The sequence below is a fragment of the Paludibaculum fermentans genome (assembly GCF_051172195.1).
GTDB lineage: Bacteria > Acidobacteriota > Terriglobia > Bryobacterales > Bryobacteraceae > Paludibaculum > Paludibaculum fermentans_A.
On record NZ_JBPJAQ010000001.1, the window covers coordinates 3,720,112 to 3,733,594 of the forward strand.

Below are 13,483 nucleotides of genomic sequence, written 5' to 3' on the forward strand. Positions count from 1 at the left end.
CCCGGGCGATTGGGATGCGCCTCTGTCAGAGGACGCGGATCGAAACGGTTCCTCCGGCCAGGCCTTCCGCCTGGGCCTGCAGGGTGATGCTGCCTGCGGTGCCTTTGGGCCTCAGGATGGCGAGGCACTGGCCATGGAACGTCTTGGGGCGCGGCTTGCGGAAGCTGAAGGGATCCTTGGGATTAGCTGAGCCGGCCGCGGCCAGTTCTCCGGCGCCGCTGACGCTGAAGGCAACTGGGATCACCGTGTCGGGGACGAGGAGCCCAGCGGCGTCGACGACCTCGACGGTGACGAAGGACAGGTCGTTGCGATCACGGCGGATCTCCGCGCGGTCGGCTGTGATCTTAAGCCTGGCCGGCTTGCCGGTGGTCTGGAAGGCCAGTTCCGAGATGGGCTTGCCGGATTGGTAGGCAACGGCCTTGAGTGTTCCGGGGCGGTAGGGGACGTCGAACTCCGCCGTGAGCTGGGTTTCCGGCGAGACGGGTTTGCTGGCGATCTCGGCCCCGTTGAGCAGCAGGCTTACCTTGTCCCCGGTGGTATAGACGCGGACCTTCAGGGTCTTGCCTTCGCTGCCGGGCCAGGTCCAACTGCGCAGTTCGTCCGACCAGCCCCAGGCGCTGATGCTCTCTGTCTGGCCGGCGGGCACGGGCCGCTGCACGGCCATTTCGAGCTTGCTGAGGCCCCACAGGATTCGCCGGTAGTAGCCCTGCGGTTTGAGCTGCCCGATGAGGTCGATATCGCCGCAGTAGCAGTTGAACCAGGGGAAGGGCAGGCTGATGTTGCCGAAGCTGGTGAGGCCGGTGAAGATGTTGCCGAATCCGCTGGGTTGCGCCGGCCTCTGGTTGGGCGGGCCGCCACGGCCGGGCGAAGTCAGCTGGGCGTTGCCGATGGAGGACTCGCCGAGGTGATCCATGCCGGTCCAGACAAAGTCGCCGAGGACGTAGGGGTGTTTCTCGACCAGTTGCCAGTTCTGGAAGGCCTGCTGCGGGAATGATTCGGTGCCGAGGATGATGCGTTCGGGATGGCGGGCGTGGTCCTTCTCATAGAAGCCCCACATGTAGTTGTAGCCGCCGACATCCAGATGGATGAACGCCGGATCCAGGCTCTCGCTGCCGGCGAAGGCGCCACTGATGGCGGAGGTGACGAGGCGGGTGGGATCGAGCTGGCGGATGCGTTCGACCATGCGTTTGGCGGTCTCGACACCGGCCGGTTCGGCACGTTCCGGAATCTCGTTGCCGATGCTCCACAGGAAGACGCAGGGATGATTGCGGTCGCGCAGGATCATGGCATCCAGGTCGTGCTGCCACCACTTGTCGAAGTACTGGTGGTAGTCCTGCGGGTTCTTCTGGCGCTGCCACTGGTCGAAGGCTTCGTCGAGGACCAGCATACCCAGCCGGTCGCAGGCGTCCAGGAAGGCTGGGGAAGGCGGATTGTGGCTGGTGCGGATGGCGTTGAAGCCGTTGGCCTTCATGAGTTCGATGCGGCGTTCTTCGGCGCGATCGATGGCGCAGGCGCCCAGGAGTCCGTTGTCGTGATGGAGGCAGCCGCCCTTGAGTTTGATGGCTTCGCCGTTGATGCGCAGTCCGTTGGTGACGTCGATTTCCACGCGGCGCAGGCCGAAGGATGTGGAAGCGGAGTCCGCGGCGGCACCGGCTGCCAGGACGGCCGCTTCGGCCCGGTAGAGGTGCGGAGTGCCGGTCGACCAGAGCTTGGGATTGTCGAGAGTGAAGGTATGTTCCGCCGTGGCCGTCGCGCCGGCGGCAACTGAAAGCGTCACCGCCTGGTTGGCGGAGACGGGGGCTTTGCCGTCGAAGAGCTGAAGGTGGACCGTGACTTCGCGCGTGCTGCTGGTGCGGTTTTCGACTCCAGCCGACACTTTGACAGCGGCCCGTTGCCGGGAGACTTCGGGGGTAGTGACGAACAGGCTCCAGGTGGGGATGCGCACGCTGCCGGTGGTATTCAGCCAGACGTGGCGATAGATGCCCGAGCCGGAATACCAGCGGCTGTTGCGGCCCTCGTTACGGACCCTGACCGCGAGGACGTTCACACCGCCTGGGCTGAGGTGCGGGGTGAGGTCGTAAGCGAATGTGGTGTAGCCGTAGGGCTGGTTGCCGAGGAGGTGGCCGTTGAGCCAGACGTCGCTGTTCATGTAGACGCCGTCGAATACGATTTCGACCTGGCCGCCGGCCGGCAACGCGTCGATGTGAAAGTGCTTGCGGTACCAGCCTGTGCCGCCGACGAACCAGCCTGTATCGCGGCCACCGGCACTGAGGTCGGTGTCGAAGGGACCTACGCGCGTGGGCAGATCCGCGGCGCCCCAGAGGATGCCTTCGCCATTGCCATGCGCGGGGCGGGGCGGGAGATCCTCGACGCTCCAATCGTGCGGGAGGCTGAGGGCCCGCCAGGAGGTGTCGTTGAAGGCGGGCAGCTCTGCTCCGGGTGCGTCGGCGCGCAGGAAGCGCCAGTCTTCATCGAAGCGCTGGTTCCGTTTTGGACTTGCGGCCATCTGGGTTACCGCGGCGCCGGCGGGTTGGGCCAGAAATGGGGCGGAGAAGAGGGCCGCCGCGGCCTGCAGCGCGCTCCTCCGGGGCACTCCACCAGGCGTCTCGTGCACTGTATCCGGCTGCTTCGATTCCATGGGCAACTCCCTGTGTTGGTGGCGGGCCCTGCCGGGCGCCTGGGATTACCCGTCTTCCAAGGGGTTCAGCAGCGGCATCCTTCACATCTGCAGATCTGATTGTACGGAATCAGCGAGGGGGTTACAGCAGCAGGCAGCCGCTGACGAGGCGGCCGTCGAGGATATGGGTCCAGATGACGCGGGCGCGATGAGTGGCTCCGTCGCGGCGCAGAAGCACCTCGAGGCCCGGTACGAGCTGGCGGCTGGAGTGCGAGATTCGAAAGCCCTGCTGGCTGGTCTCCTGGAGCTGGGCTTCCACGGTGATGGGCAGGGGATCTTCGAAACTGAGCTGGACGGCTCCGGAGGCCGGGGAGCGCGGCGATTGCCTGCGGTTGGGGGTTTCAGCCGGCATGCGGCCCCACCCTGACCAAGGCGCTGCGTTCGACGCACAGCCCGTAGGATTTGATGCGGCGCTGGAGGGTCCTGCGCGAGATACCGAGGGTCTTGGCTGCCAATTGCTGGTGGCCGCCTGACTTCTCCAGGACCTGGGCGATGACATCCCGTTCGGCTTCACCAAGCATCGACAGATTGGCCAGGCTGGCCGAGAATCCTTCTTCCTGGAACTCTTCGGGCAGATCGGCGACGGTGATGGCGCTGCCTTGTGCGAAGACGGCGGCGCGAATCATCACATTGCGGAGTTCGCGGACGTTGCCCGGCCACTCGTAGGCTTCCAGGGCGAGGGCTGCGTCACGGGCGATGCCCAGGTCGGCCTTCTGGGTCTGGATGAAGTGCGCGGCCAGGGGGAGGATGTCTTCGCGGCGTTCGCGCAAAGGGGGGACGGCGAGGCGGATCTGGGAGAGGCGGTGGTAAAGGTCGAGGCGGAAGCGGCCCTGTCCGGCGGCGGCCTTCAGGTCCTGGTTGGTGGCCGTGACGAGGCGGACGTCCACATTCACCTTGCGGACTCCGCCGAGCCGGTAGTAAGGGGCGCCATCGAGAATCCTCAACAGTTTCACCTGGACGCGGAGGTCGAGGTCGCCGATTTCGTCCAGGAAGAGCGTGCCCTCGTTGGCGATCTCGAACAGGCCGGCTTTGGAGGATTCGGCTCCGCTGAAGGCTCCGCGTTCGTAGCCGAAGAGCTCGCTTTCCACCAGGTGTTCCGGCAGGGCGGTGCAGTTGATGTCGACCCAGGACTTCGTTTTGCGCAGGGAGTGGTGGTGGATGGCCCGGGCGATGACCTCTTTCCCGCTGCCGCTTTCGCCGGTGATGAGGACGACGGCGTTGGTGGCGGCCACCTGTTCGGCCTGTCGGAGCAGGGCGCGGATGCGTTGGCTGGCGAACACAACGTCCAAGCCGAGATATCCGCGTCTGTCGCAATCGAGGTTCATGGGGTCAGGAGCCGGGCAGCGGCGCGCGGCAATCTCTCCAGTATCGTCAAGTATTGAGGAAACGGGGTGTTCCAGCCATAGGAGCATCGCACTAAGTGATGTCGGGAAAAGACCCTCGAAATGAGGAGATCACCCTAGGGATCCTACTCTGTGTATAGACCGCGCACCGATCCGCCGATGACACTATCAGGCTCAGATGAAGATAGTTGGCACACAACTGGCGCGGATGGCGATTCTGGTGTTACTGGCAGCATTCGGTTCGGCCATGCTGGTAAGGTTTTCACCGGGCGCGCTGGTGGACGAGCGGGAGTTGGACCCTCGGCTGAGCGCCGGAACGCTGGCGGCCATGCGAGCCCAGCGCGAGGCGGAGAACAGCCTGGGCCAGGGCTTTGTGCGGTATGTGCGGGGCGCCTTGCACGGCGACCTGGGGCAATCGCAAACGAACGGTGCGGCCATCGCGGATTTACTGAAGAACAATGCGGCTGCGACGCTGAAGCGGGTGGTGACCGGGCTGGCCGGAGCGTGGTTGCTGGGGCTGGCGCTGGCGATCCCGGTGGCCGCATACAGGCGGGCCTGGGTATTGGATACGGCCACGGCGCTGTTCGCAGGCCTGTTGTTGAGCCTGCCGGCCGGTGTGCTGGCGCTGCTGTGCCTGACGTTTGGCGCTCCGGTGGAGCTGGTGCTGCTGCTGGTGCTGACGCCGCGGATCTTCCGCTATTCAAGGAATGTTCTGGCACAAGCCTATGGCGCGCCCTGCATTGATATGGCACGGGCACGCGGGATTGGGGAGCTGCGCATTCTGTCCGCCTATGTGATGAGGGGAGCGGCACCGCAGTTGCTGGCCCTGCTGGCTACGTCGCTGAGTATGGCGATCGGCTCGATCATCCCGATCGAGGCGATCTGCGATGCGGCGGGCCTGGGGCGGCTGGCCTGGCAGGCGGCGACGGCCCGGGACCTGCCACTGCTGCTGAACCTGACGATGCTGATTGCGCTGGCGACGACGGCCGGCATGACCGTTGCGGAACTGGCCGCGCGTCCCCGGTTGGAGGCGGCGCAATGAAGTTCGCCAGAGTGTTTGCCGTCGTACTGCTGGGCATTGTGGCGATTTCGGCATTGGCTCCGCGGCTATGGACGGCCGGCGACTATGCGACGCAGATGCGTGAGAATCCGGATTCTCCGCCTTCGCGGCAAACCCTGCTGGGAACCGATGCGCTGGGCCGCGACCGCCTGGCGCGATTGCTGTACGGTACACGCGTTTCGCTGACACTGGCCCCGGCCGCGGCCCTGCTGTCGTGCGTGCTGGCCGCCCTGATCGGGGGGATGGCCGGATTTGCCGGTGGCTGGACGGAGCGGCTGGTGTTGGGCGCGGTGGATCTGTTCCTTTCGCTGCCCTGGCTGCTACTGCTGCTGATGGTGCGTGCATGCCTGCCGTTGAATGTGTCTCCGGCGGCTTCGATGGCGATCACGTTCCTGGTGCTGGGACTGTTGGGCTGGCCCTCGTCGGCGCGTGTGGTGCGGGCCGCCGTGACCCGTTTGCGGGAGGCCGATTTCATTTTGCAGGCAAGAGCTTCGGGGTGTACACCCTGGCGCCTGCTTTCGCGTCACCTCGTTCCGAATGTGATGCCGGTGCTGCTGGCGCAATTCTGGACCTCGGTACCTTTGTTCATCCTGGCCGAGGCGACGCTTGGAATGCTTGGCCTGGGTATCTCTGAGCCGCTGCCGTCCTGGGGTGGAATCCTGCGAGAGCTGCAGAGCGGGGACCTGATGGCCCAGCCCTGGATCGCGGCTCCGGTGGTTCTGCTGGCCCTGGTGATCGGCGGATTTCAGCTTGTGCTGCCCAGGGAGGATTACTCCGTATGATGCGACTGTTCACACTGATTGTCCTGTTGGCCGCCAGCTTGCCGGCGGCTGAGCTGCGGTTTGCGCTCCACAGCGAGCCGAAACAACTGGATCCGCTGCTGGTGGCTGATGATTCGGCCGAGGCGATCCGCTACCTGACGGAGGGCGTGCTGATCCGCGTCAACCGGCTTACACAGAAGCCGGAAGCGGAGCTCGCGTCGTCGTGGCAGGTGACGAATGGCGGCAAGCGGGTGGTGTTCACGCTGCGCCGCGGGGTGAAGTTTCCCGACGGCGCGGCTTTCACGGCCAAGGATGTGGCGGCGACGTTCCAGAAGCTGCTGGACCCGGCGCTGCACTCGCCCCTGGCCGATACTTTTAAGACCGATAAGGGAGAGGTACGGATCACCGCTCAGGACGACTACACGGTGGTGGCGGACTTTCCCGCCTCGGCTGGAGCGTTCGAGCGGCTGTTCGACCAGGTGCCGATCCTGTCGGCCACGGCGTCGCGCAGGCCGGCTCCGGGCTTGGGTCCGTTCGTCGTGGCGGAACACTCTCCGGGCTCGCACCTGCTGTTGAAGCGCAACCCGTCCTATTGGAAGCGGGGGGCAGATGGCAAGACGCTGCCGTTGCTCGACGGTATCCGGATTGAGTTCCAGCAGAACCGGGATCTGGAGCTGCTGCGGTTCCGGCGGGGTGAGTTGCAGCTGATCGATTCGCTGACTCCGGATCTGTACGAGCGGCTGGCGAAGGAGGGCGGCCAGGCGATTGATGCCGGCCCCACTACGGACGTGGAGTTTGTGTGGTTCAACATGGCTCCGCAGTCGCCGTTGCCGGCCTACAAGAAAGCATGGTTCCAGTCCCAGGCGTTCCGGCGGGCAGTTTCGGAGGCGATTTCGCGGACCGACCTGAGCCGTGTGGTCTACCGCGGCCATGCCAGCCTGTCGGCGGGTTATGTTTCGCCGGCCAATAAGCAATGGTTCAACGCACGGCTTGCTCCACATCGATATGATGCCGCCGCCGCGGCGAAGCGCCTGGCGCAGGCCGGGTTCGTGCTGAAGGGCAGCGTCCTGCAGGATGCGGGCGGACATGCGGTGGAGTTTTCGCTGATCACGAACGCGGGCAGCAAGACGCGGGAGCCGATGGCGGCGATGATCCAGCAGGACCTGGCCAAGATCGGGATCAAGGTCAACATTGTGAGCCTCGACTTTCCGTCGCTGATCCAGCGGATTACGCGCACGCTGGACTATGAGACCTGCCTGTTGGGTTTTGTGAACATCGACATCGACCCGAACGGGATCATGAACATCCTGCTGAGTTCGGCGGCCAATCATCCCTGGAATCCCTCGCAGAAGACACCGGCCACGCCGTGGGAGGCGGAGATCGACAAGCTGATGCTCGCCCAGGCGGCCAGCAGCGACGCGGCGGCGCGGAAAAAGAGCTTCGACCGGGTGCAGGAGATCCTGCTGGAGCAATCACCGGCTGTGTACCTGCTGCATCCGAACTCACTTTCGGCCGTTGCGCCGAATGTTCGAGGCGGCAAGCCGGTGCCGTTCTATCCGCGGACGTTTTGGGATGCCGAGCACCTGACGCTGGTCCAGGGAAAATGAGTTCACTGCTAAAGCTGCGTATTTCGGCCGGCTACCCCGGCAAACCGGGGGTGCTACGCGACGTGGCGTTCGAAATCGCCCCGGGCGAGATTGTGGGCCTGGTGGGCCGGAGCGGGGAAGGGAAGAGCACGCTGATCCTTTCGATCCTTGGCCTGCTGGGGCTGAAGAACGGAACCTGCACGGGCAGCATCGAGTTCCAGGGACGGGACCTGGTGGGTTTGAAGGAAAAGGAGATGCGCAAGCTGCGTGGATTGCAGATTGCGCTGGTGCCGCAAAGTCCGCTCTCTGCGCTGAATCCGAATCTGCGGCTGGGCGCCCAGCTGGAGGAATGCTGGCGGGCGCATCGCACGGGCAAGCCGGAATGGCAGCCGCTGCTGGCCAGTGTGAGCCTGCCGGCGGAGCCAGAATTCCTGCGGATGTACCCGCGCAATTTGAGTGTCGGCATGGCCCAGCGATTCCTGATCGCCCTGGCCTTGCTGCACCGGCCCGCGCTGCTGCTGGCGGATGAGCCGACCAGTGCGCTGGACAGCATTACGCAGGCCGAGATCCTGGCGCTTTTCCGGAGGCTGAACCAGGAGACCGGCGTGAGCATCCTCTACATCTCGCATGACCTGGCGTCGGTGGCGGCGCTCTGCCAGCGGGTGGCAATCCTGCATCAGGGGGAGTTGGTGGAGAACGCGCCGAGCGGGGAGATCTTCCGGGCTCCGCGGCATCCGTACACGCGGCAACTGATTGCTGCGATTCCCCGCGTGCCGACGGTCGCGGAAGCAGGTCCGGCGGCGGCGACCGGTGATCTGGCGGCGCTGGATCAACTGCACCGCGGGCAGGCCGAGGCGGCCGTGAGCGGGGACCTATCGCGGCTGGGGCGCTAGCTCGAGCCGGCGGCTGAGCTTCGAGGAGATCGAAAGCAGGACGTTGAGCTCCCTGGTACGGAAGGCATCACGTCCCTGGCGATAGAGGGAGAAGACGTGGGTGACGCCGGCGGGGGTTTCCAGGGGGACGGCCAATGCGGAGCCCAGGGTGCTGAAGCGTGCGGGATCGTTCAGATAGCCCGGCTCGACGGATGGGTTGCCGTTCATGATGGCCTTGTTGTTTTCCGCAACCCAGCCGGCCAGTCCCATGCCCATGGGGATTTCGAGAGAAGCGAATTGGCGTTGCGCTTCGCCATCGAGGAATACGGGCAGAAGCCGGTCGCCCTCGCACTGGTAGACGGCGAGGACATCGTAGGGGATTTCGAGTCGCAGGATCTCGCGGGCGACGCCGAAGATTTCGGGCTGGCTGAGGCAGGCGGCGAGGTCGCGATCGACGCGGTCGAGCAGGAGGCGTTGCGCTTCGGCGGCCTGCATGGAGTTGTGAATGCTGGTGAGGTCGTTGGCTGTGGTATCGGCCGATTCCTCGAAGCCGGCCGCCGGGGCGGCGCCCCGTTCCACCTTCAATTCGGTGGAGAGTTTGGTCTTCTGGGCGACGACGCTGGCTTTGGCCATCCGTTCCAATTCCTGGTAGCGCCGGGACAGGACTTCCACGATGCGGGGATCAAAACTCCGGCCTGCTTCACGCTGCACCATGGCGAGAGCTTCGTCGAGGGGCAGGGCGCGCCGGTACTGACGGTCGGAGGCGAGGGCGTCGAGACAGTCGACGGTGGCCAGGATGCGGGCGCCGATGGGGATGTCTTCGCCGGCCAGCCCGTCGGGATAGCCGCTGCCGTCCCATTTCTCGTGGTGGCCGCGCACCATCGGGGCTACGGGATAGGGGAACTCCACCTGTTCGATGAGCTCGGCTCCGACGATGGGGTGGATCTTCATTTTTTCGAACTCTTCCGGGGTGAGTTTGCCCGGTTTGGAGATGATGTACTCCGGTACGGCGAGCTTGCCGATGTCGTGGAGCAGGGAGGCGGCTTCCAGCGCCTTGAGCTCGTTCTCACTGAGATTGAGTTCGCGGCCGATCTCCATGGCGTAGACTTCGACGCGCGCCAGGTGGTCGCGAGTGGTCTGGTCCTTCGCTTCGACTGCGACGGCCAGGGTCTGGATGGTGCGGCGATGGAGTAGAGCCAGTTCTTCGGCGTGGCGGGTCTGCTGTTCGGCGTGCAGTTTGTCTTCTTCCAGGCGTTCCACATAGAGGCGGTGGGAGCGGTAGACCACATATAGGACGGGTAGGACCAATAAGGAGGACTGCCAGCCGAAGGCTTTGCTGAAGGCATTCAGTCCCAGGGCGACAGCGGCGCCGACGAGGTAGTTGGGGAACGACCAGAAGTAAGATTCGCGCCAGACCGCCCAGGCCGATTTCTCCTCAGTGAGGGCGATGACCAACGCTACGGAGAATGTATTGGTCAGGAAGAAGGCGCAGGCGGCGAACATCAGAAGCAGCGGAGCTTCGAACCAGCTTTCCAGGCGCAGGCCGGCGTGATAGGCGAAGTAAGATGCGCCGATGGAGCAGGCGATGCTGGCTACATTGAATATGGACTGCACGGCGCGCGGCGGGCGTTTGGCCAGGAAGAAGCGCTGGAACAGGATGCCTCCGCAGCCCATGGCGAGGGTTTCGCCGAGACTCAATGAGGCGATGCCGATCAGGATGAAAAGGAAGTTCATCGACATGGTGCCCGAGCCCGCGGAGAGGGTGACCTTCATGCCCGAGGCGATGGCCGAGATGCCGAGGTAGAAAAGGAAGCGGCCCCACTCGTGGGTTTGCCAGGTCCAGAGGCCGTAGCCGAGGACCGCGGCGCCGCCACAGGTCAACAGCAGGATGTAGGCCTGTGCGAGCCGGGGTGTTTTTGGCCTGGGCCCTTCAGTCGACTCGATTGGAGTAGGCATAGTATTTCCGTCGTGGCCCAAGCTGTACATCGGCGTACTGAATCTTTCGCTTTAGATCAGGATCGGCGTCAATCGTGGCGCAGGCTGCGCCAAGCGTGACGCGCACGGAGGCGCGGCGCCAGGTGCGGGTTGCCCTAACGCGGGTGTTTTTAGAGGGTTAGCGGAGGGCGGGACTATGGTACGGGACGTGCCAGTAAGGATCGCATGAGATTCGCCAGCTCAATTCTCTCGATCGCCCTTCTGCTGCCGCTGAGTACTGGTCTGTTCGGACAGAATTCCAAGCTGGCGCCCGATCTGGCCGCGTTGCTGAACAATCCTTCCAATTCCACGAAGCAGGTGGATGTCATTGTTCAGCTCAATCCTCCTGGCCTGTTGCAGACCGTGACGGGGCTGGTGGGGTTGCTGCCTGGCGTGAACCGGCTGCTGTACACGCTGATTCCGGCGGTCACCCAGACCCTGCCTGTCGCGTCGATTCTGTCGCTGGCGAATCTTTCCAACGTCCGGTACATCTCGCTGGACCGTCCGGTTGGCGCTACGGTGACGGCGGCCACGGACTATTCGCATGTGGCGATTGGCGCCAATTTCGCGGCGTCCTATGGATTGACGGGCGAGGGGATTGGGGTCGCGATCCTGGACAGCGGCATCGCCAATCACGCTGACCTCGCAGGGCGCGTTGTTTACCGCGAGAGTTTTGTCTCCTCGAAGAATGCGGACGATTATGGACACGGCAGCCATGTGGCGGGGATTGTGGCCGGCAACGGAGCTGCGTCGCAATCCGGCGTGAAGGGCATCGCTCCGGGTGTCAAGCTGATCGACCTGCGGGTGCTGGACGCCAATGGGATGAGCAGCGACAGCGTGATTATTGCCGCGATCGACCGGGCGGTCCAGCTGAGCAGCAAGTACAACATCCGGATCATCAATCTCTCGGTGGGGCGTCCTGTTTACGAAAGCTACAAGAACGACCCGCTGGTGCAGGCTGTGGAAGCTGCCTGGAAGAAGGGGATTGTGGTTGTGGTGGCGGCGGGGAACTTCGGCCGCAGCGGATACTCGACCATCCTGTCGCCTGGGAATTCGCCGCTGGCGATTACGGTGGGTGCGATGAAGACGCTGGACACGCAGTCGACGTCGGACGACCAGATTGCGAGTTACAGCTCGAAGGGGCCCACGTGGGGCGACCTGGTCGTGAAACCGGACCTGGTGGCGCCGGGCAACCTGATCATGTCGCTGCGGACTCCGGGGTCGACACTCGACCGCACCTATCCGTCGAGTGGGGTGGACAGCAATTATGCGCGGCTGAGCGGGACGAGCATGGCGGCGCCAATGGTGAGCGGAGCGGCGGCGCTGATGTTGCAGCGGACGCCGGGCTTGACCCCCGACGTGGTGAAGGCCCGGCTGATGAAGACTGCGTCTAAGAGTTTTCCGCTGGTCAGTGCGACCGTGGATCCTACGACGCATGTGGTCTACCCGGCCACTTATGACATGTACACGGTGGGCGCGGGCTATCTGAACCTGCTGGGCGCGTTGAATAACTACGACAGCACCAGCCGTTCCGCGGCGTCGCCCGCAGTGACTTACAAACTGGCTGCCGGCCAGGCGCTGCTGACGGCGGCAACGCAGACCGTTTGGGACAACAATCTGTGGAGTCTGGCGAACGTTTGGGGGACTCATGCGTTGGAGCCTTTGACGGCGGCCTGGGGCTCTGCCGCGGCGTGGGGGAGCGCCGCGGCCTGGGGTTCGACAGCGGCCTGGGGCTCGGCTGCGGCCTGGGGTAGTTCCGCCGCCTGGGGTTCCACCTCGCCCTGGGGGAGCAGCGCGGCGTGGGGCAGTACTGCGGCTTGGGGTAGTTCGGCGGCGTGGGGGAGTGCCGCTGCCTGGGGTTCCTCGGCGGCCTGGGGTAGTAGCACAAACGGCAAAGGCGAATAAATGCAGGGGTGAGGGCGCGGGCCACCGGCCGGCCCGTAATTCTTACCACTGGGAACGGACCGGCGGAGGGACGCCGGCGCGGCGGATGGCCGGCTCGGCATTGAATCCAAAGGGACAAGCGGAAGCGGCGCGGTTCTGGAAAGCCGATTGCTCGCCAGGATGGCAGGTGTCCTACAAATCAGCAGTCCGGGTTGTGAGTTCCGCCGGTAGTGTGCCGGCAGGGCGGGGCGGGGCGGGGCGTGAGGCTGAAAGGCGTCAACTACGACGTCGGAATCTACCCCTTCGGAGAAACGCGGCCTTCGCGGCCCATCTTCGACCCTGACACCGTGCGCCGCGAGATTGAGATCATCCGGCGTGACCTGCACTGCAATGCGATCCGCATTGTCGGGCGGGATCTGTCCCGATTGATGACGGCGGCCGAGTACGCGATTGAGCAGGGACTGGAGGTCTGGTTCGGACCCGGCTATCACGACGCGGACGAAGAGCAGACCCTGGCCTATTTCGCGGAATGCGCCCAGGCGGCGGAGAGCCTGCGGCTGCAGGCGCCCCGGGTGGTCTTTATCACCGGTTGGGAGTTGACCTTCTTCATGAAAGGACTGGTGCTGGGCGAGACGGGGCCGGAGCGGGTGGGCGCGTTCATGAAGCCGTGGAAGTTGCTGTGGAGTACGCTGCGCCTGGGTCCCTTCAATCGCAATCTCAACCGGTTTCTGGAGCGTGCCGTGGACGAGGTGCGCCGCCACTTCCACGGTCCGGTGACGTATTCCGCCGGAGCCTGGGAGGACGTGGACTGGAATCGCTTCGATTTCGTGAGCATCGACTGTTACCGCGACGCCATGAATCAGCGGCTGTTCCGCCAGAATCTGCGGAAGTACTTTGCCCACGGGAAGCCTGTCGTGATGACGGAGTTTGGCTGCTGTACTTACAAGGGCGCGGAGAAGAAGGGCGGTTACGGCTGGGCGATTGTGGACTGGAGCAGTGAGCCGCCGCGGCTGAAGGGCGCGTATGTGCGCGATGAGGAGACGCAGTCGAAATACCTGATTGAGCTGCTGCAAGCATTCACCGCGGAGGAGGCGGAAGGCGCCTTCGCCTTTACTTTTGTCATGCCCAAGTACCCCTACTCGGCCGATCCCCGGTTGGACCTGGACATGGCGAGCTACGGCCTGGTGAAGAGCTACGCCGACCGGATGGGCAGCACGTATCCGGATATGCCCTGGGACCCGAAGCTGGCCTTTCGCGCAGTGGCGGACTACTACGCGAAGTCGTAACGGGGCAGCGGCTGGCGCCAGGGGTCACCTTGGAATGTCA

Annotated in this window: 10 protein-coding genes; 6 read left to right on the plus strand and 4 right to left on the minus strand. The window is 64.5% G+C overall.

All coding sequences use genetic code 11. The features are described 5' to 3' along the window. Positions 1 to 25 precede the first annotated feature (25 nt). From ACR9Y2_RS15160 to ACR9Y2_RS15170, 3 genes are all read right to left on the minus strand, one after another. Entirely contained in the window at positions 26 to 2,638 is a 2,613-nt protein-coding gene (locus ACR9Y2_RS15160) for a glycoside hydrolase family 2 TIM barrel-domain containing protein (RefSeq protein WP_435042217.1), read from the minus strand. A gap of 121 nt (positions 2,639 to 2,759) precedes the next feature. Continuing rightward, positions 2,760 to 3,029, minus strand: coding sequence for a hypothetical protein (locus tag ACR9Y2_RS15165; RefSeq protein WP_435042218.1), 270 nt, complete (start codon positions 3,027 to 3,029; stop codon positions 2,760 to 2,762). Beyond that, positions 3,019 to 3,957, minus strand: coding sequence for a sigma-54 interaction domain-containing protein (locus tag ACR9Y2_RS15170; protein WP_435044868.1), 939 nt, complete (start codon positions 3,955 to 3,957; stop codon positions 3,019 to 3,021). The genes ACR9Y2_RS15165 and ACR9Y2_RS15170 overlap by 11 nt, the downstream gene beginning before the upstream one ends. Before the next feature lie 241 nt (positions 3,958 to 4,198). Here ACR9Y2_RS15170 and ACR9Y2_RS15175 point away from each other — a divergent pair, with 241 nt between their 5' ends. The 4 genes from ACR9Y2_RS15175 to ACR9Y2_RS15190 are packed head-to-tail and all read left to right on the plus strand — an operon-like array spanning position 4,199 to position 8,320. Continuing rightward, the gene (locus ACR9Y2_RS15175; protein ID WP_435042219.1) at positions 4,199 to 5,062 is read left to right on the plus strand and encodes an ABC transporter permease subunit; all 864 of its coding nucleotides are present in this window, start codon (positions 4,199 to 4,201) and stop codon (positions 5,060 to 5,062) included. Continuing rightward, the gene (locus ACR9Y2_RS15180) at positions 5,059 to 5,862 is read left to right on the plus strand and encodes an ABC transporter permease (protein ID WP_435042220.1); all 804 of its coding nucleotides are present in this window, start codon (positions 5,059 to 5,061) and stop codon (positions 5,860 to 5,862) included. Before ACR9Y2_RS15175 ends, ACR9Y2_RS15180 begins: the two co-directional genes overlap by 4 nt. Then, entirely contained in the window at positions 5,859 to 7,448 is a 1,590-nt protein-coding gene (locus ACR9Y2_RS15185; protein ID WP_435042221.1) for an ABC transporter substrate-binding protein, read from the plus strand. The genes ACR9Y2_RS15180 and ACR9Y2_RS15185 overlap by 4 nt, the downstream gene beginning before the upstream one ends. Next, a complete protein-coding gene (locus tag ACR9Y2_RS15190) occupies positions 7,445 to 8,320 on the plus strand; it encodes an ATP-binding cassette domain-containing protein (protein ID WP_435042222.1) in 876 nt (291 codons plus the stop codon). Before ACR9Y2_RS15185 ends, ACR9Y2_RS15190 begins: the two co-directional genes overlap by 4 nt. Here ACR9Y2_RS15190 and ACR9Y2_RS15195 read toward each other — a convergent pair. Continuing rightward, a complete protein-coding gene (locus ACR9Y2_RS15195) occupies positions 8,300 to 10,255 on the minus strand; it encodes an HD domain-containing phosphohydrolase (protein WP_435042223.1) in 1,956 nt (651 codons plus the stop codon). The genes ACR9Y2_RS15190 and ACR9Y2_RS15195 overlap by 21 nt on opposite strands. Before the next feature lie 204 nt (positions 10,256 to 10,459). Here ACR9Y2_RS15195 and ACR9Y2_RS15200 point away from each other — a divergent pair, with 204 nt between their 5' ends. Next, entirely contained in the window at positions 10,460 to 12,178 is a 1,719-nt protein-coding gene (locus ACR9Y2_RS15200) for a S8 family peptidase (RefSeq protein ID WP_435042224.1), read from the plus strand. A gap of 239 nt (positions 12,179 to 12,417) precedes the next feature. Further along, the gene (locus ACR9Y2_RS15205; protein WP_435042225.1) at positions 12,418 to 13,443 is read left to right on the plus strand and encodes an abortive infection protein; all 1,026 of its coding nucleotides are present in this window, start codon (positions 12,418 to 12,420) and stop codon (positions 13,441 to 13,443) included. Positions 13,444 to 13,483 lie beyond the last annotated feature (40 nt).

What these genes read in the sequence shown, in the direction of transcription:
- ACR9Y2_RS15165 (WP_435042218.1), bottom strand. Translation starts at nt 3,029, where the DNA reads ATGCCGGCTGAAACCCCCAACCGCAGGCAATCGCCGCGCTCCCCGGCC.
- ACR9Y2_RS15185 (WP_435042221.1), top strand. Translation starts at nt 5,859, where the DNA reads ATGATGCGACTGTTCACACTGATTGTCCTGTTGGCCGCCAGCTTGCCG.
- ACR9Y2_RS15175 (WP_435042219.1), top strand. Translation starts at nt 4,199, where the DNA reads ATGAAGATAGTTGGCACACAACTGGCGCGGATGGCGATTCTGGTGTTA.
- ACR9Y2_RS15190 (WP_435042222.1), top strand. Translation starts at nt 7,445, where the DNA reads ATGAGTTCACTGCTAAAGCTGCGTATTTCGGCCGGCTACCCCGGCAAA.
- ACR9Y2_RS15195 (WP_435042223.1), bottom strand. Translation starts at nt 10,255, where the DNA reads ATGCCTACTCCAATCGAGTCGACTGAAGGGCCCAGGCCAAAAACACCC.
- ACR9Y2_RS15180 (WP_435042220.1), top strand. Translation starts at nt 5,059, where the DNA reads ATGAAGTTCGCCAGAGTGTTTGCCGTCGTACTGCTGGGCATTGTGGCG.
- ACR9Y2_RS15160 (WP_435042217.1), bottom strand. Translation starts at nt 2,638, where the DNA reads ATGGAATCGAAGCAGCCGGATACAGTGCACGAGACGCCTGGTGGAGTG.
- ACR9Y2_RS15200 (WP_435042224.1), top strand. Translation starts at nt 10,460, where the DNA reads ATGAGATTCGCCAGCTCAATTCTCTCGATCGCCCTTCTGCTGCCGCTG.